The following is a 25,922-nucleotide window of genomic DNA, read 5'->3' on the forward strand; positions in this document are numbered from 1 at the left end:
AATCAGTAATTCAAATTATTTTAAACTTTCTTTCTAAAACCCAATCTCAACACTTCGCGCTAAGTTGCTGTTTTATCAGAAGTTTTAATCTTCATCACCGCCGATGGATGTGCATTCTATAGCATTCCCAACCCAACGCAACCCCCTTTTTTAACTTTTAACACCATCAGGACGTTTTTTAGACGTTTTATCATTTTTTCCTACATATTTTGATCAAATTTGTTTTAATACGCCTATTCAAAGACCTGTTAATATACTTTATTACGTATTTTTAGCTTTAAGTACCGGCTTAATAGAGCTCTAGGATTTTTTATGCGTCACTTTCATTATATTTGGGCTAGCTTTTTATCTTTAGGGTTAATTGCTCCTGTATTTGCACAGGATTTAGTTGCTCCTTCTGAACCACAGACTACCTCAGAGCTAGAATCTGCTACAGCACAAACCCAGTCTGCTCAACACTCACCTTCCCGACTTGAAGCATTGAAAGAATTAAAAAACATTAAAGCCAAAGATTTGAAAGTGGATGCAAGCGCAACTCAACCTGAAAACCAGAAAGATCCATTACAACCTTTAAATAGACAGATCTTTGCTTTTAATGATGCATTAGATCGTAACGTTGCCCGCCCTCTCGCTATTCAATATAAGGAAAAAGTCCCGACAGAAGTACGCGGCTCTTATCGCCAGTTTCGTAAAAATTTAGGGGAGCCGTGGAATGCGGTAAACCAGTTGATTCAAGGTCGCCCGCTTCGTGCTGCAGAATCTTTAGGTCGCTTTACCATTAACACCCTGACCACCTTAGGCTTTGCTGATCCTGCTCGTCGTATCGGTTTATCTGTCGAAGAAGAAAATTTTGGCACAACACTGGGTTATTACAGCATTCCTTCTGGTCCTTATCTGGTATTGCCTGTATTTGGCCCAAGTACCTTCCGTGATACTTTGGGTCTGGTGGTAGATGGTCAGGCACGCCCACAAAAGTATATTTTAGAAGATCATGATGGACTGTACTGGAGTGAGCAAGTGTTACGCGGTATTGATGCACGTTCGCAACTTTTAGACATTGAAGATGTATTACAAGGTGATAAATACGCTGCGATACGCGATATTTATTTACAGCGTAAAAGCTTCTCCATTGCTGAAAAGAAAGGGCTCGAACCTGAAAGCATGTTCATTGAAGATGATCAGGACAGCTCTGAAGATCAAGATCAGCAAGACAATCCTGATCAATTCAATAATGAAACCTCAGAAGATGACGTAGACAGCATGACCAAATAAGTCGTATCTATTTAATAGCAATATGATCAGTACAGCATCTTCCTTTGCTGATCATTAGATTGTTATAGTACAACTCTAGATGTTATCAATTTAAGGGTCATACAATTTCTTTATGTATTTCATTCAACCGACTCGCAATATTCCTTATTTAGATCAGGTACTCAGTGCACTTCCCGGTGTGCAAATGATTCACATAAATGATATTGACTTGTATGACCCAACTATCTTGGCGATTGCTGATGTGCAGGACTATCTCACTCATCAGTGGTCACTTCCTACGATTGTTCTGGCTTTTGAAAATGAAGGGACGGCCTTGGCTCAGGCATGGGAATTAGGTGCTTTGGCCGGCTGGATCTGGAATCAGTTACCACGCGATCCTCAAGCTTTCTTACTGAAGATTGATGCTAAATACAAACGTAATCAGGATAGTCGTGACCTTCCTTCAGCGGCAGAATTACAGAAACGCTTACTTCCAAACCCCATAGAATTAATGAACTATAAAGTTGAAACCCTGTTTCAACCGTCTGCCTATCTGTCTGGCGACTGGTACGACTACTGGAAAATCAGCGATAAAGAAATCATGTTTTATCTGGCCGATGTGTCCGGACATGGGGTTACCAGCAGTTTATTGACTTCCTGGATGGCCGCTTTTCATGGTCGTTCCAAAACCCCACGCGAGTTGATTAAAAAGCTTAATGGTATGTTGGTTCAGGAAAATATTGAAAAGCACATTACCATGATTGCCGGCGTTCTAAATCTGGAAACCCATCAATTACGCTGGTCCAGTGCCGGACATTATCCACCAGCTATCATATTTGAACCCAACCAGCCGCCTAAAATTTTAAACACCAGCAGCTTTCCTTTGGGCCTGACTGAAGACCTGGAAGTGGAAGAGTTTGAATGTGTGCTGAATCGCCATGCACGGTTCATTATTTGTTCAGATGGTGCACTCGAACCTTTTGATGGCGGACTGAACGAACAGTTTGAAAAATTAGTCTTTCATTTGCAAAATCAATCCTTTCAGGCCCCTGAGCATGTGGCAGACGACATCGCCATCTTAAGTTTACGCCGAATGAATTAATCATATAATCAATATGTTAACTTTCAACTAAGCGATATACGACTCCAGGCTACTTGAGTCTACAGTGGCCCTATGTGATAATTTTAGGATCCTTCTCTGCAAATGGCATTTATATGTCAACAGGTCATGTTGAATATGCAAGCTTGAATGGAACGCATATTTTTAAGCTTATTGGCGAAGTGCGTGCCCAATCTTGTATCAGTCTAGACAAACTTCTTAGTAAAATTGAACAGCAATCAAATGTCGTTGGGGCAATCGTAGATTTAACCCAAACTACGTTTATTGACAGCACTGTTTTAGGTGTACTTGCCAAGCTGGGTTTAAAGCTGAAGCAAACTCATCAAATTCAGGCCGTCATGTTATCTACCAATCCCGATATTACCACCTTGGCCAATAGCATGGGCTTAGGACAGGTTTTTGTGATTTTAAATTACTGCGGTGATCCAAAAGTATGTACCCGCGAATTAATTGAAGAGCACATTACTCATAATGCCATGTTAACCACGGTCTTAGATGCACATAAAACATTGATGAAGTTAAATGAAAGTAACCAAAACATGTTTGAACCTTTGGTGAAACAATTACAAAAAGAACAAGAGACCTTGGAACAAGTGTCGCAGCAAAACGTATAAAAATGATGATTTAGAGCTCACACCATGACTTTACTCTCTGTTGTACAAATGAACTCCCAAGATGATATTGAAGCCAATTTCATCGTGATTGAAGCATTGATACAACAAAGTAAAGCGGATGGTGCAGAGCTGATTGTTTTCCCGGAAAACTTCGTCTGTTTTGCAGGTGGAAAACAACGCGAGACTGCAGCGCAATTCGAAGTGATTCAACAGCGCTTGGAAAAACTGGCCCATCAATATCAGATCTGGATTGTAGCGGGCACTCTCCCATGCCCGTTCCGTCCAGATGGCTCCACTATTACCGATGGTCGTGTACGTACCGTGAGTTTATGTATTAGCCCTGAAGGGACTGAAGCACGGTATGACAAAATTCACCTGTTTGATGTGCAAGTCGGTGATGCCGTCGGTGGATATCAGGAATCTCGGTTCTTTGAGCCAGGTACTGATGTCGTAGTTGCCAAAACGCCATTTGGCAATATTGGGCTGATGGTGTGCTATGACTTACGTTTTCCAGAACTGGCCTTAACTTTACGTCAGCGAGGGGCAAACATACTTACCGCACCTGCGGCATTTACCCATACCACTGGTCAGATGCACTGGCAATTACTGCTACAAGCACGGGCGATGGACAGCCAATGTTATGTTTTAGGTGCAGCTCAACAAGGCTGGCATGGTGAAAAACGTCAAACTTGGGGACACGCCGGCGCAACCAATAGTCGCGGTCAAATTTTGGATATCGTTCATACTGAAGGCGCGAGTTTGATTACTGTACCTTTTGACCTTACCGAACAGGAAGCTGTTCGTGCTTCTATGCCTTTAATTCAGCATCGTAAAATTATCAATTTCTAATTCTATTCAGCTTTAAACTCGAATTTTTTGCTTTACAAAAATTACAAAATCACTGCTTATTCTTTCATCAAAATCCCACACGATAACAGCTTAATTCAATTCACAGGGATCATAACAATGGCTTTAGAAAAAGCAGTCTATACAGCAAAAGCAAAAGCAACCGGTGGACGTGATGGCCGAGCAACCTCATCTGATGGAATTCTGGATGTTCAGTTAACCGTGCCTAAAGAAATGGGCGGACCGGGTGGCGGCACCAATCCCGAACAACTTTTTGCCGCCGGTTATTCCGCATGTTTTCTCGGTGCCATGAAATTTGTTGCCAACCGGGATAAACTCAATATCAGCAAAGATGCCTATATTGAAGGTGAAGTCGGGATTGGTCCTATTCCAACAGGGTTCGGGATTGAAGTGACATTGAATATTCATTTAGAAGGGATGGATCAGACGGAAGCACAGAAACTGGTAGATGCCGCGCATATTGTTTGCCCCTATTCTAATGCCACACGCAATAATATTAATGTGACTCTGAATGTACTGACCTAAGTCCAATCTAAATCTATCCTGAAAGGAATAACATCATTTTAGGATAGATTCTTTACTATTTTTTAAATCGCTGAATACCTACTTCCCAAAACTAGTCTTCTGATGAAATAAAAAAATCGCCATAAAATCAGGCAATCCATTTAATTTGGCTCTTAAAAAGAATATAAAAAATGAAACCCACAATATATAATGATTCTTATTTACAACATTTCATTTCATTCATGTTGAAATCCCTCTTCCTTAGCTCTCTCCTGTTTGTGACATCAAGTGCATCTTTTGCCGCATTAAGCATCTCTGAAAAGATTCGTCCTACAGTTAAATCTCAAATCAATCCAGACATTCAGCGACTGGAAATTCCGCCTACACCCCACAACATGAAACTACCTGAATTTGGTCAAGGGATTATTGGCTGGGGAACAGGTCCAAATGGCGCTGAAACACGCCTGTATAACATCACCAAAACAGATGTCGAAAAGCTCAAAACACAAGATGTGACTTTGGAGATGATTCAGGCCTGGGAAAAATTTTATGAAAATGAAACGTATCGCAATGCCGGAAATCCGACTGCGCCATTTCGTGCCCAACTCATGAAAAAAATTGCCGGACTTTGGTAAGTTCAGCAATTTATTCAAGGATAAAAGCGAAAAGTATTTCGCCTTAATCCGCTGCTTCATTGGTCACACGCAGGACTTCTTCCAAAGTGGTTTTGCCTGCCAATACTTTACGCAAACCATCATCGCGGATTGAACCCGACTGTTTACGTGCATAGCTTTCCAGTTCATATTCAGCAGCATTACCATGAATCAGACGGCGCATGGGTTCATCCACAGGGACAATTTCATAAATTGCAGTACGCCCCATGAAACCGGTATGCGAGCAGTGATCACAACCTTTCGGTTGCGGTAATTTTAATGCAGTATCGGTTTGTAAATGCTTGAAAATCTCGGTTTCAAAAGCATCTGCCTCATGCCATGTGGCACAACGTGGACATAAGGTTCGAACCAAACGTTGGGCAATCACGCCAATCAACGAACTGGCTAGCAAGAACGGCTCAATCCCCATATCTTTCAAACGCGTGACTGCACCTATCGCTGTATTGGTATGCAGGGTTGAAAGCACCAAGTGACCTGTAAGGGATGCTTGCACGGCAATTTCAGCAGTTTCCAGATCACGAATCTCACCGACCATCACTACATCTGGATCTTGTCGCAGCATGGCTTTTAAAGCACGGGCAAAAGTCATATCCACTTTGCTGTTGACCTGGGTTTGCCCAATCCCTTCCAGCTGGTATTCAATCGGATCTTCTGCCGTTAAAATATTTTTTGAGCCATCATTCAGGTCAGATAGCGCTGCATATAAGGTGGTGGTTTTACCCGAACCCGTAGGCCCGGTCACTAGAATAATGCCATGTGGACGATGTACCAGATAGGTTAATCGCTCATAGTCTGGCTGCATCAAACCCAAATGCGTCATATTCAAACGTCCGGCCTGCTTGTCCAGCAAACGCATTACCACCCGTTCACCATGCGATGAAGGCAGCGTCGAAACCCGCACATCCACCTCACGTCCGGCAAGGCGTAAAGAGATACGACCATCTTGCGGAATACGCTTTTCAGCAATATCCAGTTTGGCCATGACTTTAATCCGCGACACCAACAACGGCGCCAATTCACGGCGTGGCTGCACAATTTCACGTAGCTGCCCATCGACACGCAAGCGTACCGAGAGTTTTTTTTCAAAGGATTCAATATGAATATCGGATGCACCGACACGAATCGCTTCCGACAATAAGGCATTGATCAGTCGGACAATCGGTGCATCATCTTCCTGATCCATTAAATCTTCAGCTTCTGGTACCGAGTCCGCCAGACTAAGTAAATCGGGATGATCTTCCAGACCGGCTACTACTTGTTGCGACTCGCCAGTATCGCCAGCAAAGCTGGAACTGAGTAATTGATGAAATTCCTGTTCGCTACACAACTGGTGCTGTGCAGGATGCCCAAAATAGCGACGAGCTTCCTGTATCGCCAGCAAAGGCGTATTTTCACGACGCACAATAAATGCCTGATCACCCTCGTATCTAAGCAACACGCCATGACGCTTGGCAAAACTATATGGTATTTGTAATTGTTTAAGTACTTGCATCAAAGTTTATAATGATGAATAAATTGATTTGAGTGTACTCTAAGCATAGGACAGCGTGAAGTCTGTTTTTAATGATTAAGCTATAAAGGAAATATGCCGTTGTCTAAAAACGATGAATTAATAGATGCAGAGCAGCCCAATTTAATCAAATGGTGGGGCGAACAGACCTTTGAATTAAATCAGCCCAAAGCTTGGCAATTTGGTTCACTGTTATTTAGGCTGACCCGTGGTCTACAGGAATGGCGCATGGAATATCATCGCCCTCAAGTTCAGTATGACTATGAACAGAAGTGGCATGAGATTGAAGACCCCAATTTTGCTTTTCCGCAACCACTAAAAGTTGAACGTTACATGTTCAAGTCCACTCACAATAAATTACAACTGATGCCACGTCTCGCTGACCGTTCCGTGGTGATTAAACCGGTCGATCCGATTTATATACCCGCAGGACAGCGCGGTACGCTGTATATCAGCACCCCTTTATGGATTGCAGGTTTTGTCGAAGGCCAAAAAGATCCGCTGTTTGATATTCCGGTGATTCTGCCGAAAGACACCTGGTTTGGCCCCAATCATCGTCATGGCGAGATTTGCTATGCCACTTCGGTCGATGGTCGTACTGAATTGCATCAGCTCAAACCTCGCGCTTTTCGTGCGGTAACCCCGATAGAATTTCATAATACCAGCCATCAGCAGCTACGCTTTGATCGGATGAATGTGCCTGTTTCTGCACTTCCCTTGTTTTATAGTGAAAGTACCGGACGCTTATGGACTTCACAGATTAAAGTCTTGCATGAGGGTTCGGATAAACCGCCACGAATTCGGATTGAAAACCGTACTCCTCCGCATGCGGGTGAAGTGATGTATGTCCATCCGCCACGGGAACCGGCAAGTGCTTTGTTTAACATGTTTGATTCATTTTTCTAAGGCGGCAATATGGCAGATTCGAATATCCCAAAAGAAATTACCAGCAGCCTCAAAGGTATTTTTACCAATATCAATACCGAACGTCTGACTGAAATTATTGTTGCCATCGTGCTGTGTTTTATCGGTTTTTTAATTGCGCGTTTTGTTTCCAACACCTTTATCCGTACAGTTGGCTCACGGTTTAATGCCCATCAAAGTCTGGTTTGGCGCCGCGGGATTTTTTATTTTATCTTCCTGATCTTTGTGATGGCCAGCCTTAAAGAAGCCGGTTTTAAACTGAGTGTATTTTTGGGTGCGGCCGGTATTTTAACGGTTGCGCTGGGTTTTGCTTCGCAAACCTCTGCTTCCAACCTGATCAGCGGTTTATTCCTGATTGGGGAAGGTTCTTTTGAAATTGGCGATACCGTGCAAATGACCCTAATTCGTGGTCATACCATTGAAGGTGAAGTGATTTCGATTGATCTGCTTTCAGTGAAACTGCTGACTCAGGACAATGTCTATGTACGCGTGCCGAATGAACAGCTGATTCGTGCCCCCGTCTATAACCTGTCCAAATTCCCGATTCGGCGGATTCCAATCACTTTAGCCATTAACTTTCATGAGGACATCATTAAAGTTCGGGAAGTACTGCTGGATGTAGCCAATAAATATCCACTGGTTCTGGCTGACCCTAAACCGGCGGTTACGGTTACAGCCTTCCGTGAGTCTTCCATTGAACTGTTATTCGCCATCTGGTGTAACCGTGAAAACTTTTTAAAAGTGCGTGATGAAATGCAGGAACGTATTCGTAACGGCTTTTTGAATAATCAAATTGAAATCCCTGTGCCGAAAATGGGCTTTGTTGATCGCCCTACAGCTGTTCAGCCTTTGAATGATGAAGATATTGATCAGTATGCCAATACCAAAGAAGTAAAGCGTGAGGCGGGGTTGAAATAGTTCTTTTTATAATTTAATCCTCCCTGACCCTCCTTTATAAAAGGAGGGAGAATCAACTCAAATACTTATTTAGATTCAAGTCCACCTTTATCAAAGGGGGATTTAGGGGGATTTTTCATTCAGATGATGTTCAGGAATCGGTGCAATATAAGCAATCAGCAACATCACAAAACCTGAACCCAGGAATGAAATCACACGGGTTAAGGTCCCGATGTGGGACAAATCAAACAGCACCAGTTTCAAAGTCACAATCACCAGAATACTGCCCCCCAGAATCCAGACTGGACGTAACTGTTTTCGACTAGCCAGACTCATGGTCATAAAAGCCAAACCCACCCATAACAAAGTCAGGCTCAGTTGAACGGTCGCATTTCCCCACAAAGCCAGTTCATTAAACGGCGTGCCCAAATAAACATGCAACGCGCGCAGCACAATATAACTGCTAAGCCAGAGCAAGCTCAGCACCATCAGCACGGCAACAATGCCTTTATCTAAACCTGATTTCAGCTGCAAGGACAACATCCAGATAAAACCCGCCAGCATGGCAATACTGACCAGATCAAAAGGATTGATGATCGGTAGAATATAGCCCTGAAAAGCTTGCTGGGTAAACAATTGCGAACAGACAATCCAGGTTGCCATCAGCACCAAACTGCTGCGGGCTTGCCAGAACATTTTCCAGTCTGGATTATCTAGCTGCCAATAACACCAAGCACAGAACAGCAAAGGCAGAATCACCACACTGATATAAGGCGTGCTTGGAAGCAGGGTTAAGCTGGTCATCGCCAGACTGGTCAGGGTGCCAAAACTGACCCACTCTTTTTCAGTTCGCACACCCAACATCGGGCGCAGCCACAATGCAGTCAACATCAATCCGGAAAGTGCAAAACCCAGATGGTCAAACATCGTTGGCCAAATAATCATGCCCTGCTGACTTTGATCAATCACAATAATCAGGGCAAAAACAAAGACAGGAATGAGGCCGAGCCATTTAGGAAATAGCCAAGTCCAAGTGGCTTTGCAACGCAACATGATTTCATTGATCAGCAGATAGAAGCCACTGACAATCAACAGACTCATCACCTGCTGTTGAGGGCCGTCAATTTCATCCAGCAACAATACAATCAACATGGTCGTGGCTGACAGCATCTGCAAACAGTGAAAGGCAATGGTAGAACTGCTTAATTGATTTCTAAAAGATTCTCGACTATTCGCAACCACAACCACGGCAAAATAGCTCAGGCATAAGCCCCAATACATTTCACGGGGAAATTCATTTAGCTCCACCAGGTAATACAGACTGGATAAGCCGGCAACAATCATCAGCCCCATGGCCAGATAGCGACTGATCTCTGACTGGCGATGCAAGGCATAAATAAAAATGATCAGTCCTTCCACCGCCCAGCCGATCACGCTCCATTGTTTATGCAACAGAATTGGGGGAATTAGGGCCAGAAAAATCAGCATTAAACTGAAATAACTTTGTGAAATCAGCTGCACCGCCTGATGGCGTTTTGACAGTTGATACAAGCCTGCATAAACCGCAGCAAAGGCCAGACTGGCTCCGGCCTGCCAGCGCGTTTCTTCAAAATGCATCAAATAAATAAAAATATAACCGACCAGAGGCGCACCAAAAATCAGGGCAATATCCAAAGCCGGTTTCAGTTTGAACTGAGCCAGATCTTCTTTGGCCAGCAGCTGACTAAAACGAAAACTTAACCAGACAAAAATTGCCGTATGCACCGCCACCAAGAACGTTAAGGTATTTTTTTCAAATTCTTTGCCCTGATAAAAGGCATAACCACCGCCCACAATAACTGTCATTAAAAAGGCAATTTGATTCAGCATCTTCCAGGGACGTAAGGTACTGAGGATCGCAACAGCAAGATTGATCACCACATAATAAGCAGTCAGTTCAATTGCTGTCGCGTTGCGGACCGGCAAGGTAAAAGGTGCAATATAGGCAATGATCATCGCCATCAACGCCAGTTCAATGGATTGCTGTTTTAAGCTGAGAATCAGAGTTACGCCCATGATGAAGGCAAAACACAGTCCAGCGATGGCGAGCGTCGGAATCACGGCATTGTAATAGGCAAAAAACAGCGTCAGGAATAATGCGGCTAAGCCTAAGCCTTCCAAGGCCAGTGCAAAACTGCGGTTTTTACTCTGCATCCAATAACCAAGCCCGGTCACTGCCCCACTGACCGCTGCAACAATCGCCAGTTTCATCGCCAGACTGAGTTGCCAATGTTCGGTGGCAAAGCGCAGTAACAAGATGATACCGATGACCAGCACCAAAATTGCAACTTTTAACACCGGATTCCCTTGAAAAATCCACTGCTTTAACTGTTCAATCAAGCCGATGGGTTGTGTTGCTGGAGCTGATTCAAATACCTGAATGTGTGGTTTTTCAATCCTCTCCTCTGTGACCGTTTGCCCCTGATGCAACCGCATTTGCAACAGGTTCAATAAGCCCTCTAAACGGCGCAACCATCTTAAAAAGAAAAAAATCCACGCTGTAATACCCAGCCCGACGGCAAACTCCCAATCAAGAATGCCGCCGACAATGGCTATAATTGAACAGAGATATAAAGGAACTTTAGAGCTTTCCTGAACTGAAAGATTTGTTTCTGTAGCAATTTGTACTGCCGGTGTCTGGATAGCATCGACATACTGCATCAGGCTCATGACAAAGGCCAAGCCACATAAATAGGTGAAGATGCGTACATCCAAAAACCAAGACCCCACCCCGACAATAATCAATGCCATCAGCCAAATCATCCGGATTTCGCTCTGTCCTTTCCCCATTTTTTCTTTATCTCAATCCTGATTGATTTGATCATACAACAGCTGTGACTTTGATTTTTAAGCATTCATCAGATATTCGGTAACACGCATCTTGCATCAGGTGTCTATGTTCATGTGCAAAATCACGTACAATAAGGCCGATATTTGAATTAGGAATCCTTCAATGCCACCATTTGTTTTGGTCGATGGCTCATATTTTTTATTTCGTGCATACCATGCACTGCCACCACTAACCACTTCGACTGGTTTACAGACCAACGCAATTCGTGGTGCCATTTCTGCAATTCAAAAGTTGATGCGTCGGATTCAGCCGACACATATGGCGGTGATTTTTGATACCCCTGAACCGACTTTCCGTCATCAGCTTTCACCGATTTATAAAGGTGACCGCCCAAGCATGCCGGATGAACTGTCGCAGCAGATTCCCTATCTTCATAACCTGATTCGCGCTTTGGGCATTCCTTTACATACGCTTCCGGGTGCTGAAGCGGATGACGTGATCGGGACTTTGGCTAAACGTGCAGAAGCCAAAGGTTATCAAGTGCTGATTTCGACCGGCGACAAAGACATGGCGCAATTGGTCACCGACAAAGTGACTCTGGAAGACAGCTTTAAAGACAAACCAATGGATGTGAATGCCGTTTTTGAAAAATTCGGGGTTTGGCCAAATCAGATTATCGATTATTTAACCTTGATGGGTGATGCATCGGATGGTATTCGCGGTGTACCCGGCGTCGGTGCGAAAACTGCTGCCAAGCTTTTAACTGAATATGGTTCCATTGGCGGCATTCTGGAAAATGTCGATAAAATTAAAGGCAAAGTCGGTCAAAGTATTAAAGACAATGTCGAAGGTATTACCCTGGATCATCAGTTGGCCAGTATTGTATGTGATTTGGAGATGGGTCTTTGTTATGAAGACCTGAAACTTAGTGATCCGAATGTGGAAGAACTGCGCCGTCTGTATACCGAACTTGAGTTCCGTAACCAGTTACAGTCCCTCGACCATCCGAACAATCCAAATAATTCCGTCTATAAACAGGCTGCCAAGAGTATTGAGACTGATATCAATACGACTGCTGTCATTAATACTGAAGATGAGGCAGAACTGACCAGTGTGGATGATCAATTGGGCAAAGCCAATTATCACACCATTTTAACTCAAGCGGACTGGGACCAACTGTTCCAACGTTTAAGCACTGAAAAACGCTTTGCCTTTGACACAGAAACTACCAGTCTGGATTATCGTATTGCAGAAATGGTCGGCTTTTCACTGGCCTTTGATGCCAACGATGCCTACTACATTCCACTGACCCATGATTACGAAGGTGCGCCGGAACAGCTGAATCGTGAAACCATCCTCGCGCAAATCAAACCGATTTTAGAAGATGCATCGGTTGAGAAAATTGGTCATCATTTAAAATATGATGCTCATATTTTGCAAAATCACGGCATTGAACTGCAAGGCTGGTATTTCGATACCATGCTGGCGTCATACGTTTTGAATTCTGTGGCGACCCGTCACGGTATGGATGATGTTGCTCGTGTGTATTTGAGTCATTTGACTACCACCTTTGAACAGATTGCCGGTAAAGGAGCCAAACAGAAAACCTTTAACCAGATCGAGATTGAAACCGCTGCGCATTATGCTGCTGAAGATGCGCATGTGACCTATCGTCTCTACGAAGTATTGTCGAAAAAATTACAGGCTATCCCTGAACTGAGCAATATTTTACACAAAATTGAAATGCCAGTGGCTCGTGTGCTGACCATCATGGAAGAAAACGGCATCGAGCTGGATCTGAAATTCCTGGATCAATTAAGTGTAGATTTTTCCAATACCATTCAAGACCTTGAAAACCAGATTATCGAATTGGCCGGACAGCCGTTTAATGTCAGCTCACCAAAACAGGTTGGTGAAATCCTGTTTGACAAACTCGGACTTAAAGGCGGTAAAAAAACGGCGACCGGTCAGTACAGCACCAGTGAAAGTATTCTGGAAAAAATTGACCATCCGATTACCGATCTGATTTTGCAATACCGCGGTCTTTCCAAACTGAAAAGCACCTATACTGATGGCTTGCAGAAACAGGCCAACAATGACAGTGGTCGCGTGCATACCAGTTATCATCAGGCACTCACAGCTACAGGCCGTTTGTCATCCACTGATCCAAACCTACAAAATATTCCTGTGCGTGAAGAAATTGGCCGTCAAATTCGTAAAGCCTTTATTGCACCTGAAGGTCGTGTCTTGCTGGCAGCCGATTACTCACAAATCGAACTGCGTTTAATGGCGCATTTCTCTCAGGATGAAGCCTTGGTCCATGCCTTTAAGCATGGTCAGGATGTGCATCGCCGTACTGCAGCCGAAGTACTGGGCATTGCACTGGAAGATGTCACCAATGACCAGCGTCGTCAGGCTAAAGCTGTGAACTTCGGTTTACTTTATGGCATGTCCGAATTTGGTCTGATTCGTCAATTGGGCTTTACCCGTGAAGAATCGCAAAACTATATCAAGCAATATTTCCATCGCTATCCGGGCATTTATGAATATATGCAACGTACGCGTCAGGTGGCTTTGGAACAAGGTTTTGTCGAAACCATTTCAGGTCGCCGTTTATATACGCCTGATATTGATGCGCGTAATATGATGGTACGTAAAGGTGCTGAACGTGCTGCCATCAATGCCCCGCTACAAGGCAGCGCTGCTGACATCATTAAAATGGCGATGATTGAAGTCGATAAAATATTACCGAAAGATCAGGCCAAAATGCTGCTACAGGTCCACGATGAATTGGTGTTTGAAGTCGATGCCGATATTGCTGATGAACTGGCACCGAAACTGGCTGAAGTGATGCAATCAGTAGTAAAACTTTCAGTACCGCTGATTGTCGAAGTCGGTAAAGGCAATAACTGGGATGAGGCACATTAATCCAGAAATTTCCCCTCTTTTATAAAGAGGGGTTAGGGGAGATTCATTTTTCATCTTTATAGATGATGAGCCTCCTCAAAATGTATTTTCAATCCAAAAGAGAGAAGTTCTTTAATCAACTTGAAGAACTTTTCCATTTAAACTACATAAACGATATATCGTAAAAAATCCTTTTTATTCAATCCAATATATTTTATTTCATCATAGAAAAAGATTATAAATCAATAAATCGGGTTACTCCTACACGCTGATCAAACTCTACCTGCTGTTCTGCAGAAAGCTTGGAACGCTGATAGCGTAATGAATATCCTCCTATCATTTCCCCATTCTGCTTTAAAATATACCAATCCAAAAGATCAAACTCACTGAATTTCAGCCACTGTCCAATCTGAATCCATGTAAATTCTTCTGGCAATTCAAAAGGACGTGCAAAGCAAAAGTGATCTTCAAAAAATGGCGTCATCAGCCAGATATTCGCACCCTCTTCGGAATCAAGGCTAACTGGAATATAAAATTTGACGCATGCAAAATCACCTTCAGATACTTTTTCTAAATTTCCTTTAAAAATATCCAATGATTCTCTTGCGATTTTTATCGTTGCCAAATATGCATCAGCTTCATGATCAATAAGCATAAATTGAGGTTCAAGTTCGCTATTCATTCACCAATATCCTGATTTAAAATTATTTTATTTCACAATAAAAAAGGACTCCATAGAGTCCTTTTTTACTACTTGAATGTTATAGTCCAGTCAGAAGTGCAATTGCCACTTCATTCATAATAATTTCAGCAATATACAAAGCCAAGAATGCCACAATTGGAGACAGATCAATCATGCCCATATTCGGTAAAATACGGCGAAACGGTGCCAGTAAAGGTTCTGCCAGCTCTTGAATTACTTCAATATACGGTGAGCGGGACTGAGTAAACATCACCACCCAGCTTAAAATAATCGTTGCAAAAATCAGATAACGGCAGAAACGAATCAGGTCCTGAATCATGGTGACAAAAGTTAAAATCACCAAATGTACCGGACTGTTCGGCATGGCACCTGAAAGATACATCACCCCAAAAATTTTGAGTAAATATAAAATCACCACCAAGGCCAAGGCTGCCAAATTGACACGACCTTTTGCTACTGTGGGAAAAATACGGCCAAAAACATCAACAATTTTCGTCGCTTTCACAGTAGACATGACTACGGGATTATAAGCGTTCACCGCTGCAAGCTGCATGAGAAAACGGAAGAATACGAGCAAAATCGCTACGTTAATGATAATGCCAAAAATCAGCGCAGAGTTTGCACCCATACTGGAACTTTCCTAAATAAAAACGAGTTATTTGCTACTTTCACTTAGCTCTTGAGCAAGTTCTTGACTGCGCTTTTGAGCTGCAGCCAAAGCGGCCTGAATATTTTGAGAAATTTGTGCACGATCGAATACTTCGAGTGCAGCCTGCGTGGTACCGTTTGGAGAGGTCACATTTTTACGCAATTCCGCCGGTGTATTTGAACTGGTAATCGCCATTTGTGCAGCACCCAATGCTGTTTGCAGCGTCAATGCAGTCGCCACTTTTTCATCCAGGCCCAAGTTTTTCCCCGCACGAATCATGCTTTCCATCATATAGAAGAAATAAGCCGGACCAGAACCCGATACTGCAGTCACCGCATCAATTTGTGCTTCTGAATTGACCCAAAGGGTTAAACCGGTTGCAGCCAAAACCTGACTGGCCAATTCACGATCCTGTGCATTCACTGCTTCAGTAGCATACAAGCCATGTGCCCCTGTTTGTACCAAGGCTGGTGTATTCGGCATAACACGAACAATTCGATTGGTTTCTAACAGATTGGCAATGGTCGCAATTTCCGCCCCAGCCACAATCGACATCACCAGTTTGCCTTCAAACAAACCTTTGAGAGGTTTTAATACGCCAGCCAATATTTGTGGTTTGACTGCAAAAAGTACGATATCGGCGTCACGAATGGCAGCAATATTATCATCAGTCACATGCACATCTTTTTCTGCTAATAAAAGACGGACTTTCTCGACCGGATCAGAAACTGTAATACGTGTTGGCGGCAAGCCACGCGAAATCAGCCCGCCAATCAAGGCTTGGGCCATATTACCACCACCAATAAAACTAATATTACAATTTAAAGCTGCACTCATGGATTTATACTCGACTTAGAATTTTTTAACTAAGAGATCAACTTGGGTTGCCAACCACCGACTTCACAGTATTCAGATTGAGCTAACCAGAACCCTTTTGGTGTAAAAACACCAAGCATAACATTATCTATGCTTAATATTTGAATTCTATAACGCTGCCAGGGAAAAATTTGTGCTTCCTGAATGGCTTTTTTTAACGGCCACGCCCCTACTCGTCCATACAAGTGAATTTTTTCCCCACCTTGGCGCATCACCAGATTCAGTTCTTTACCCAGTAAAGCTGCTGACAGGCCCATTTTTGCAGTTTCAGCCAGATAATCTCCTGAAAGCATTTCAACCTTTTGCCCTAACGCTACACAGATGGTTTGTTCGAAACTATTCGATTGACTTTTTTCAGCCAGATATTCTGCTGCACTTAAGCGGAAAAGTTTTTGCTGATAACGCACATAATAATATTGATTCCAGTGCAATGCGGCCTGTGCATCGGATTTGGAGCCAATCACCTCATGCAACAAGCGTTCCACCATCTCAAAACTCGGGCGGTAAGTATCCTGCCCTTTCATCCAGGCGGATAACAATTGTCTTTGACGCGCGTTTGATAATTGGAATAACTTTTTTAAATCAATTTCTGTTACTGACCCGCAAAGTGCTAAATCTTGCTGTAATACTTCCAGCAAAATGTCTTCCGCATCCTGCATGAGATAACTGGTACGGCTTAAAGCTTGCTGCATTTGAGGATAGCGATTTTGCAGCACTGGCCACAATTCATGACGGCACCAGGCCCGATCATAATGGGTATCTAAATTGGTGGGATCCTCAATATTTTGCACACCCAGCTGAATTGCCCATTGGCAAATCTGCTCACGGGAGATATCGAGCAGTGGTCGCCAAATGGTGAATTGCTCTCGCACATCGACCTGCTTCATGGCAGCCAAACCATGTACGCCAGCACCTGAAAGCAAGCGTAGCATTAAGGTTTCTGCCTGATCTTGCTGATGATGCGCCAAAACTAAAATTTCATTGGGTTTTAGATGTTTTGCATAGGCCTGATATCGTGCATTACGCGCCTGGTGTTCTAAATTGCCTTGTTGTACATCGACCGCTTCAACAATACAAGGCACATGCAGAACTGCACATTGTTCAGACACAAATTGTCCCCAATCGGCACTGATGCTTTGCAATTGGTGATCAATATAGATGACACGGATTTTTTCAGGAGATAAATAAGACATCAGATGCAACAACAACATGGAATCCATGCCGCCGCTACATCCAATTAAAAAAGTGCTCTCAGCAGGAAAGCACTGGATTTGATTTAAGACGCTAGACCGGAATTGTCGCTGCCAAACTTCATTAAACGCTGGTAACGTGCTTCGCATCTCTCATTCGCATCCATCGATTGCAATTCTTCTAAAGCCTGTTGTAACACATCTTTAAGGTCTTGCATCACTTTTTCAGGCTGCAAATGCGCGCCTTCACCTTCATCAACCACGTATTCAACAATACCGAGTTGTTGTAATTTCTCTGCAGTTAATGCCAAGGCGTCGCTGGCTTGTTCAGCTTTCTCGGCTGTTTTCCATAAAATGGAGGCACAACCTTCAGGAGAAATCACTGAATAGATACTGTGAGATAGCATCACTACACGGTCTGCTACACCAATACCCAGTGCACCGCCTGAACCGCCTTCACCTAATACAGTTGCAATTACTGGAACTTTCAGGCTTGAAAGCTGTGCCAAACTGGTAGCAATGGCTTCTGCCTGACCACGCTCTTCTGCACCTACACCTGGATATGCACCCATGGTGTCAATAAAAGTAAAGACTGGCAGATTAAAACGTTCAGCCATGTCCAGTAAACGCTGTGATTTACGGTAGCCTTCAGGATTACTCATACCGAAGTTGTGTTGCAATTTTTCTCGAGTACTACGGCCACGATGTTGTCCAACAATCATGACTGGCTGACCATTAAAACGTGCCAAGCCACCGATCATCGCACCATCATCACCAAATAACCGATCTCCATGTAAAGCATCGAATTCAGTGAAAATTTCACCAACATAATCCAAAAATTGCGGACGTTCTGGATGACGCGCAATTTGAACCGTTGTCCATGCTTTAGATTGAGCAGCTTTATTTTTCATAGGTCGACCATTATCCCTAAATTAACAATACCCTGTTAACCAATCACTTGTTAATAGATAAATTGTTCCGACTGAATATTCAATTCAATATCCCAATGCTTAAACTGCACCTGTTCATCATGCAAGTCTGCTACAAGCAAAGGCCATTGTTTGGCATCGCCAGAAACGCTGAGCTGCCATTGTTGCTCATTGATGACACTTAATTCAATGGCAGGAAGCATCTCATCGCTACGACTATGATTTAGCAAAACAGCTAAACGCAGCAATAGACATAAGTACACAAGTTTGCTACCACCGACTTTCGAAACATCTACGCGCGCATCGCTACGAAGTTTACGGCGATGATGAGCGACCAAATGTGACAAATGGTTTTGATCAATTTGCGAGAAACCAGGAATATCGGAATGCTGCAATAAATAGGCACCATGGCGATGGTAACCACTGTGACTAATCGCCAGGCCAATTTCATGTAAACATGCAGCACGACGCAGTAAGTCACTGTCATCATTGGTTAAATTTAGCGATTGTGCAACACCATTAAACAATTGCTGTGCCGTATTGACTACACGTTCGGCCTGTTTGGCATCGGCATTATAGCGTCCCACCAAGGCATGTACAGAACGGTCGCGAACGTCTTCATGCTGGAAACGACCGAGTAAATCATACATCACGCCTTCACGTAAAGCACCATCTGAATAGACCAGCTTATCGAGACCCAGCACGTCAAATACCGCATATAAAATGGCAATCCCTGCTGGCAAAACTGCTCGGCGGTCTTCTTTCAGGCCGTCAAATTCCATTTCGGTCACGTGCTTGTATTTGAGCAGCTTGTCTTTTAGTTTTTCTAAGCCCTCACGGGTGAGTTCTTCTTTATCATTGCTCCAGCCCATATTGACTGTGATTTGGCGGCAGGCTTTAATCGTTCCGCTTGAACCAACTACGGTATCCCAACCTGCTGCCTTATAGGTATTGGCAATACCTGATATTTCTTTACGTGCAGCGGTCACCGCTTTATCAAAACTTTTCTGGTTAATTTCGCCATCCATAAAATAGGCTTTGGTAAATGCCACACAGCCCATTTGTACAGATTCAGTATGGATCGGCTCAAACGCTTCGCCAATAATCAACTCAGTCGAACCACCGCCGATATCAATCACTAAACGACGGCCACTGTTGGCCATAGTATGTGAAACACCCAGATAAATCAGACGGGCTTCTTCACGACCGGCAATAATTTCGATCGGTTTAGGTAAAATTTCAGCAGCTTTCTGAATGAATTCATGACCATTTTTGGCTTGACGTAAAGCATTGGTCGCCACAATACGCAAGCGGTTTGGCTGCACTGAACTTAAGCGCCCGACAAAACGTGCCAAACAGGCCAAGCCTCGTTGCTGAGCCGCTTCGGTCAAATTTTTATTTTCATCCAAGCCAGCTGCCAGTTGTACTTTTTCTGACATCGAAGCTACTTTTTTTACTTCGCCATGATCTACACGAGCAATAGCCAGGTGAAAGCTGTTCGACCCCATATCGATGGCAGCAAGTAACTCTTCATCAATCAAAAAATCAGACATTATTCAAACGAACCTATAAGAATTATGCTTAGAGTAATTCACATGCATGCAATTTAAAAGCCATTTATCAGCTCAAATGAAGCAGTTTTTAATTTTTAACAGATTAAACAATTGTAGGACACGATGATCGATATCGTGAGCATCAATTAGACAAACTCAATATAATGATTGAAAATTTACATATCCCCCTACATAGTTAAAGTAGGCTATGTAATACTTATAGTTATAGAACTAACTTAAAATTTATTTGGAGCATTCCATGTCTGGCAATATCGTAAACACAACTGATGCGAACTTCGAAGCTGACGTTTTACAATCTGACGTTCCTGTACTTGTCGATTTCTGGGCAGGCTGGTGTGCACCTTGTAAAGCCATTGCACCTGTACTTGAAGTATTGTCTACAGAATTTGAAGGCAAAGTAAAAGTTGTTAAAGTTGACGTAACTGCTTGTGAAGCGACTGCCGTAAACTACAATATTCGTAACATTCCTGCACTATTGATGTTTAAAAATGGTGAAGTTGTAGCTCAACAAGTCGGTGCTGCGCCTAAATCTAAATTGACTGCTTTTATTGAAGAAAATATCTAATTTAAAGCCGTGTAATTTAATCCAATACGCTATCATCAGATAGCGTATTTTTTTCGTCTATAAATTGACAAAAACTTGATTAGCTCTTATATTGCTTGTTCAAGGAATAAAGGATTTCTAATCCGTCATTTTCTTACAAGACACAACACATAAGATCGCCGCTCGGCAACAGAAATTGTTTTTACACTTTTCTCTTCGAAACAATGAATCAGACCTCTGAATTGTTATTGTGCAAATACAATTGCGTTACTTTTATTGCGTGTAAGCGGCTGAATGTTGCTCCCTTTTCTCATCATCCCAGAATTTTGATTCTATCTGACCCCCTATGAATTTAACTGAACTCAAGAAAAAACCGATTGGCGAACTCATCAAGATTGCCGAGTTTATGGGCCTAGAAGGAATGGCTCGTAACCGCAAGCAAGACATCATTTTTGCCATCTTAAAACGCCATGCAATGAATGGCGAAGAGATTTTTGGTGATGGTGTTCTGGAAATTCTGTCTGATGGTTTTGGTTTCCTACGCTCAGCAGCGGGCTCTTATCTTGCAGGCCCGGATGACATTTATGTCAGCCCATCACAAATTCGTCGTTTCAACTTACGCACTGGTGATACCATTACCGGCACAATTCGCCCACCTAAAGAAGGCGAACGCTATTTTGCGCTTTTAAAAGTTAATCAAATTAACTACGACACACCTGAAAACTCACGCAACAAAATCTTGTTCGAAAACTTGACCCCATTGTTCCCGACTGAACAATTAGTCATGGAACTAGGTAACGGTACGACTGAAGACTTGACTGCACGTGTAGTCGACCTGGTGGCACCGATTGGTAAAGGTCAACGTTCGATTATTGTTGCTCCGCCTAAAGCGGGTAAAACCATGTTGTTACAAAACATTGCGCAGTCAATTGTACGTAACAATCCTGAATGTTTCCTTATTGTGCTTCTGATTGATGAACGTCCAGAAGAAGTAACCGAAATGGAACGTACCGTTCGTGGCGAAGTCATTGCTTCTACATTTGATGAATCTCCAGCTCGTCACGTACAAGTGGCTGAAATGGTCATTGAAAAAGCCAAACGTTTGGTAGAACACAAAAAAGACGTGGTAATTCTGCTGGACTCGATTACCCGTCTAGCACGTGCTTACAACACTGTGATTCCTTCATCAGGTAAGGTTTTGACCGGTGGTGTGGATGCACATGCGCTTGAACGTCCAAAACGTTTCTTCGGTGCTGCACGTAATATTGAAGAAGGTGGTTCACTGACCATTATCTCTACTGCCCTGATTGAAACCGGCAGCAAGATGGATGAAGTGATTTACGAAGAATTCAAAGGTACCGGTAACCAGGAAATTACCCTTGATCGCCGCATTGCAGAAAAACGCGTATTCCCTGCAATGAACATCAAGAAATCGGGTACGCGTCGTGAAGAACGTTTGATGAGTGAAGATAACCTACGTAAAGTCTGGATTCTACGCAAGCTACTTCATACACAAGATGAATTAGCTGCAATGGAATTCTTGCTTGATCGCATGAAAGAAACCAAAACCAATGATGATTTCTTCGATCAAATGAAGCGTAAAGCGACCAACTAAACAGGTCTTTATTCTTTTTTTCTATAAAAGGCTATCTCTAACGATAGCCTTTTTATTTGGTTGACTTTATTTACATAAAGCTACAATCAGCCATTTTCTATGTAAACTTTATATACAAGCTAATATGTCTGAAAAATATCGCTTTTAAAAAACCATAATTTTTAGCGAGTTATTTAGTACTTATCCAATATAAATGTTCCGATTGATTGTTATTTTCTGTTAAAAAAATGCTCAATTTTTAACTTTTTTTGCATTTTTTAACAGCGTCCTAGTAGTAATTCAAAATGCGCAGTGATAGCATATTCGCAGACCAGTTAGACTGCCTCTGCATTGTTACTGCCTAAAAATATTAGGAAGAATAAAAGCACTCAACAGGCTAACATAGGTTTTTTTTAATCTCATATTTTAGAGAGTGATGCCATGTTATTCAAAAAAATCGCTATTGCTGCTGCAGTTGCTACTACTTTAGCTTTCGTTGGTTGTGCTAAAAAAACTGAAGAAGCTCCTGCTGCTGATGCTGCTGCATCTGAAGCTACTGTAGCTGCTTCTGAAGCTACTGCTGCTGCTTCTGCTGCTACTGTTGAAGCTTCTGCTGCTACTGAAGCTGCTGCTTCTGCTGTTGACGCTGCTGCTCCAGCTTCTGAAGCTGCTGCTTCTGCTGCTAAATAATCTTTACGATTATTCAGTAAAAAAGAGAGCCAAATGGCTCTCTTTTTTATGGCACAAATAAAATCAATAAAACAAAAACCATCTCATCCTTTTACTCAGCACAAGATTGATTTCCAACCCACATCTTTTATTCAAACCAGTGTTTCTAATTTAAGTGCAAGTCGCTTAATTGCTTAAACCCTTAAGCACTATTCGCACATCATTGTTATATATACAAAATTGAAGATAAAAAAAGCAGATCAATCGATCTGCTCATTTCCAACGCGCTGGCGGAATTTCTGCCCTGCGCGGAAGGTGACTACACGGCGTGCAGAAATTGGAATTTCTTCACCCGTTTTCGGGTTTCGACCTGGACGTTGGCGTTTATCACGCAACTCAAAGTTACCGAAACCTGAAAGTTTTACTTGCTCGCCTGAGATTAGCGCTTGGCTAATCTCATCAAAGAACAACTCGACCATTTGTTTAGCTTCACGACGGTTTAAACTCGTGAGCTCACTTAAATGATCAGCCATTTCTGCTTTTGTTAGTGCTGTCATGAAGCCCTCAATGTCGCTTGGTAAGTGTTTTCCAACACTTGAAGGATATTATCCATACCTGATTTAATTTCAGCATCTTCCAATGTACGGCTTGGATGCTGCCAGAGAAGTGCAAATGCTAATGAGCGTTTCCCTTCTTCTACCCCTTGTCCAGTGTACACATCGAATAACCATGTCGAGTCTAGCAGCTCTCCACCTGTTTTTTCGATAAGTCCCTGAATTTCGCTAACATTAATCTTATCACTAATTAAAAGCGCAATATCACGTCTTACCGATGGAAAACGTGATAATTCTGTAAAATTAGATACATAAGTTTGCAAAACAGCCTTTTGATCCAGTTCAGCAACCCAAGTCATACCCAAATCCAGCTCATCTTCCAAAGATGGATGTAAACGGCCCAGATAACCGACAGACTGACCATCAACTAGAATTTCAGCAGATTGACCAGGATGCAACCAGCTACGCTCTGAACGAACATATTCAACTTTAACCCGTCCAGCTGCCAGAATTTCCTCAACTTCACCTTTTAAGTCAAAGAAATCCATCGGCTGGGCCTTGCCATGCCAAGATTCAGCTGTTTTAGCACCCACTGCAATTAAAGCCAAAGTCGGAATTTGTTTAAGATCATGGATGCTTTGTGCAGCCTGATAATCAAAACGTAAACCAAGTTCAAAGAAACGTACACGGTTTTGCTGACGGTTAATATTGTATTGCACACATGGAATCAGGCTCGACAACAAAGTTGAACGCATTGCCGCCAGTTCACTTGAGATTGGGTTTGCCAACATCAATGGATTTACCGCAGGATTCAATTGCTTTTCAAGTTTGGCATCGGCAAAGCTAAAGCTGATCGCTTCCTGATAACCTAAAGTCACCAATGTTTGACGAAGTTGTGGCAATTCAAACTGATCTTGATGTTTGGCAAGTTTCACATCAATCACTGGCAAGCTGATCTGAATGTTATCATAGCCGTGAATACGTGCCACTTCTTCAATCAGGTCTTGGTAAATCGCCATGTCGTAGCGATGTGATGGAGGAACCACAGTCCACTCACCTTGTGATTTTACAGTCACCACACAACCTAAGCGTTGCAGTGCATCGGTAATAAAGTCACTTTCAACCTTATAACCCAATAACTGATCCACTTGAGTCTGATTCAACTCAATCGCTTCACGTTTTGGTAAAAGCTCAGTTTTTTCTGCCACGGTAATTGGACCAAATTCACCACCCGCCAGTTCAGCAATTAGTTGTGATGCGCGGTGCATGGCAATAAGCGGTAATTCAAAATCTACGCCACGTTCATAGCGCTGAGATGCATCGGTATGTAAACCAAAGCTACGCGCACGGCCGGCAATGTGTAGCGGTGCAAAGAATGCTGATTCCAGGAAGATTTCCGTGGTTTCATCAGTGACAGATGAAGATAAACCACCCATGATGCCCGCAATCGCCAATGCTTTCGCATCATCCGCAATCACCATCACATCATCAGATAATTCAACTTCTTGTTCATTAAGCAACACCAGTTTTTCAGCAGCAGTGGCTTGACGTACATGTACTGAACCTTGAACTTTTCCACCATCGAATGCGTGTAATGGTTGACCGAGTTCAATCAAAACGTAGTTGGTAATATCGACCAGAATGCTGTGCTGACGGATACCTGAACGGGCAAGTGCACGTTCCATCCATACTGGTGTCGCGGCTTTGGTATTGACATTTTTAATGACACGCCCCAAGTAACGTGGACAACCTTCAGTTTCCACAACCACTCGCTTCTCATCAGCAATAGTCGCAGCCACTTCCTTAATTTCCGGTGCAGTCACAGCAAGCTGGTTAATGACACCAATTTCACGTGCGATACCACGAATACTGAAACAGTCACCACGGTTAGGCGTGATACTGATATCAATGACATTGTCATCAAGGTCTAGATATTCACGGATATTCATGCCCACCGGTGCATCCGCAGGTAGTTCTAGAAGGCCATCAATTTTATCTTCAAGATCAATTTCAGAAGCACCACACAGCATACCTTGGGATTCGATACCACGAAGCTTACCTTTCTTGATTTTGAAATCACCCGGTAATACTGCACCAATGGTGGCTACAGGTGCTTTCATGCCTACACGTACATTCGGTGCACCGCAGACAATCTGTAAAGGCTCACCTGAACCAATGTTCACAGTAGTCACACGTAAACGGTCTGCATCTGGATGTTGCTCTACAGTGAGCACTTCACCGACAACTACACCTGTAAATGGTTGTGCAGCTGGCGCCAATTCATCCACTTCCAAACCAAGCATAGTGAGTTGGTCAGACAAGGTATCGCTGTCAACCGCCGGGTTTACCCAAGTGCGTAACCAATTTTCGCTAATTTTCATAAATTCATTTTCCTGAATCTCCCCTAACCCATCTTTTTCAAAGAGGGGAACTCTCACACGTTATTTTTCTTCGCGTAAGTCCCCCTTTTTCAAAGGGGGATTTAGGGGGATTTTTTTAAATCTAAAAATTCAATTTCTGTTTTAACACTCACCTCAACTGA

General features: G+C 43.0%; 22 protein-coding genes. 12 read left to right on the forward strand and 10 right to left on the reverse strand.

Features of this window, described 5'->3' with window-relative positions; all coding sequences use genetic code 11:
- Positions 1-312 precede the first annotated feature (312 nt).
- The 6 genes from ACE01R_RS11235 (at position 313) to ACE01R_RS11260 (ending at position 4,991) form a co-directional block, all read left to right on the forward strand.
- Positions 313-1,272, forward strand: a complete 960-nt coding sequence (locus ACE01R_RS11235) for a VacJ family lipoprotein (protein WP_395551275.1) — start codon at positions 313-315, stop codon at positions 1,270-1,272.
- Positions 1,273-1,384: 112 nt separating this feature from the next.
- A complete protein-coding gene (gene gigA / locus ACE01R_RS11240) occupies positions 1,385-2,353 on the forward strand; it encodes an RsbU family protein phosphatase GigA (protein WP_395551276.1) in 969 nt (322 codons plus the stop codon).
- Positions 2,354-2,466: 113 nt separating this feature from the next.
- On the forward strand, positions 2,467-2,985 hold the full coding sequence (gene gigB, locus ACE01R_RS11245; protein ID WP_395551277.1) for an anti-anti-sigma factor GigB: 519 nt from the start codon (positions 2,467-2,469) through the stop codon (positions 2,983-2,985).
- A gap of 24 nt (positions 2,986-3,009) precedes the next feature.
- Positions 3,010-3,834: a carbon-nitrogen hydrolase family protein gene (locus ACE01R_RS11250; protein ID WP_395551278.1), complete on the forward strand. Its 825-nt coding sequence runs from the start codon at positions 3,010-3,012 to the stop codon at positions 3,832-3,834.
- A gap of 117 nt (positions 3,835-3,951) precedes the next feature.
- Positions 3,952-4,377, forward strand: coding sequence for an organic hydroperoxide resistance protein (locus ACE01R_RS11255; protein ID WP_395551279.1), 426 nt, complete (start codon positions 3,952-3,954; stop codon positions 4,375-4,377).
- A gap of 221 nt (positions 4,378-4,598) precedes the next feature.
- Positions 4,599-4,991: a DUF4951 domain-containing protein gene (locus ACE01R_RS11260; protein WP_395551280.1), complete on the forward strand. Its 393-nt coding sequence runs from the start codon at positions 4,599-4,601 to the stop codon at positions 4,989-4,991.
- 43 nt (positions 4,992-5,034) lie between these two features.
- Here the strand turns inward: ACE01R_RS11260 and gspE are convergent, their stop codons facing one another.
- Positions 5,035-6,522, reverse strand: a complete 1,488-nt coding sequence (gene gspE / locus ACE01R_RS11265; RefSeq protein ID WP_395551281.1) for a type II secretion system ATPase GspE — start codon at positions 6,520-6,522, stop codon at positions 5,035-5,037.
- Positions 6,523-6,615: 93 nt separating this feature from the next.
- On the opposite strand from gspE, the gene ACE01R_RS11270 reads away from it, so the two are divergent.
- Positions 6,616-7,446, forward strand: coding sequence for a hypothetical protein (locus tag ACE01R_RS11270; RefSeq protein WP_395551282.1), 831 nt, complete (start codon positions 6,616-6,618; stop codon positions 7,444-7,446).
- A gap of 9 nt (positions 7,447-7,455) precedes the next feature.
- The gene (locus ACE01R_RS11275) at positions 7,456-8,382 is read left to right on the forward strand and encodes a mechanosensitive ion channel family protein (protein ID WP_395551283.1); all 927 of its coding nucleotides are present in this window, start codon (positions 7,456-7,458) and stop codon (positions 8,380-8,382) included.
- Positions 8,383-8,484: 102 nt separating this feature from the next.
- On the opposite strand, the gene ACE01R_RS11280 is transcribed toward ACE01R_RS11275, so the two are convergent.
- Positions 8,485-11,190 carry a DUF2339 domain-containing protein gene (locus ACE01R_RS11280; RefSeq protein WP_395551284.1) on the reverse strand — a complete coding sequence of 902 codons (2,706 nt, stop codon included), beginning with the start codon at positions 11,188-11,190 and terminating at the stop codon, positions 8,485-8,487.
- Between the two features lie 163 nt (positions 11,191-11,353).
- Between ACE01R_RS11280 and polA the strand changes: the two genes are divergently transcribed.
- Positions 11,354-14,119 (forward strand): DNA polymerase I, encoded by a 2,766-nt coding sequence (polA, locus tag ACE01R_RS11285; RefSeq protein ID WP_395551285.1) that lies wholly within the window; start codon positions 11,354-11,356, stop codon positions 14,117-14,119.
- 214 nt (positions 14,120-14,333) lie between these two features.
- Here polA and ACE01R_RS11290 read toward each other — a convergent pair whose 3' ends face one another.
- The 6 genes from ACE01R_RS11290 to ppx form a co-directional block, all read right to left on the reverse strand.
- Positions 14,334-14,780 (reverse strand): DUF2314 domain-containing protein, encoded by a 447-nt coding sequence (locus tag ACE01R_RS11290; protein ID WP_395551286.1) that lies wholly within the window; start codon positions 14,778-14,780, stop codon positions 14,334-14,336.
- 79 nt (positions 14,781-14,859) lie between these two features.
- A complete protein-coding gene (locus tag ACE01R_RS11295; protein ID WP_174558563.1) occupies positions 14,860-15,429 on the reverse strand; it encodes a YggT family protein in 570 nt (189 codons plus the stop codon).
- Between the two features lie 27 nt (positions 15,430-15,456).
- Complete coding sequence (gene proC, locus ACE01R_RS11300) at positions 15,457-16,287, reverse strand: pyrroline-5-carboxylate reductase (protein WP_395551287.1); 831 nt, start codon at positions 16,285-16,287, stop codon at positions 15,457-15,459.
- 29 nt (positions 16,288-16,316) lie between these two features.
- Positions 16,317-17,666, reverse strand: coding sequence for a tRNA lysidine(34) synthetase TilS (gene tilS, locus ACE01R_RS11305; RefSeq protein WP_395551288.1), 1,350 nt, complete (start codon positions 17,664-17,666; stop codon positions 16,317-16,319).
- Complete coding sequence (locus ACE01R_RS11310) at positions 17,603-18,427, reverse strand: acetyl-CoA carboxylase carboxyltransferase subunit alpha (RefSeq protein WP_395551289.1); 825 nt, start codon at positions 18,425-18,427, stop codon at positions 17,603-17,605. The genes tilS and ACE01R_RS11310 overlap by 64 nt, the downstream gene beginning before the upstream one ends.
- A gap of 50 nt (positions 18,428-18,477) precedes the next feature.
- A complete protein-coding gene (gene ppx / locus ACE01R_RS11315; protein WP_395551290.1) occupies positions 18,478-19,998 on the reverse strand; it encodes an exopolyphosphatase in 1,521 nt (506 codons plus the stop codon).
- Positions 19,999-20,257: 259 nt separating this feature from the next.
- Here ppx and trxA point away from each other — a divergent pair, with 259 nt between their 5' ends.
- From trxA to ACE01R_RS11330, 3 genes are all read left to right on the forward strand, one after another.
- On the forward strand, positions 20,258-20,584 hold the full coding sequence (trxA, locus tag ACE01R_RS11320; RefSeq protein WP_086175779.1) for a thioredoxin: 327 nt from the start codon (positions 20,258-20,260) through the stop codon (positions 20,582-20,584).
- Between the two features lie 325 nt (positions 20,585-20,909).
- A complete protein-coding gene (gene rho, locus ACE01R_RS11325; protein WP_005007569.1) occupies positions 20,910-22,178 on the forward strand; it encodes a transcription termination factor Rho in 1,269 nt (422 codons plus the stop codon).
- Between the two features lie 420 nt (positions 22,179-22,598).
- Positions 22,599-22,847, forward strand: coding sequence for a hypothetical protein (locus ACE01R_RS11330; protein ID WP_395551291.1), 249 nt, complete (start codon positions 22,599-22,601; stop codon positions 22,845-22,847).
- Positions 22,848-23,086: 239 nt separating this feature from the next.
- Here the strand turns inward: ACE01R_RS11330 and ACE01R_RS11335 are convergent, their stop codons facing one another.
- Positions 23,087-23,383 (reverse strand): integration host factor subunit alpha, encoded by a 297-nt coding sequence (locus ACE01R_RS11335; RefSeq protein WP_004649746.1) that lies wholly within the window; start codon positions 23,381-23,383, stop codon positions 23,087-23,089.
- Positions 23,380-25,761: a phenylalanine--tRNA ligase subunit beta gene (gene pheT / locus ACE01R_RS11340; protein WP_395551293.1), complete on the reverse strand. Its 2,382-nt coding sequence runs from the start codon at positions 25,759-25,761 to the stop codon at positions 23,380-23,382. The genes ACE01R_RS11335 and pheT overlap by 4 nt, the downstream gene beginning before the upstream one ends.
- Positions 25,762-25,922 lie beyond the last annotated feature (161 nt).

The sequence above is a fragment of the Acinetobacter sp. BSP-28 genome, assembly GCF_044130285.1.
GTDB lineage: Bacteria > Pseudomonadota > Gammaproteobacteria > Pseudomonadales > Moraxellaceae > Acinetobacter.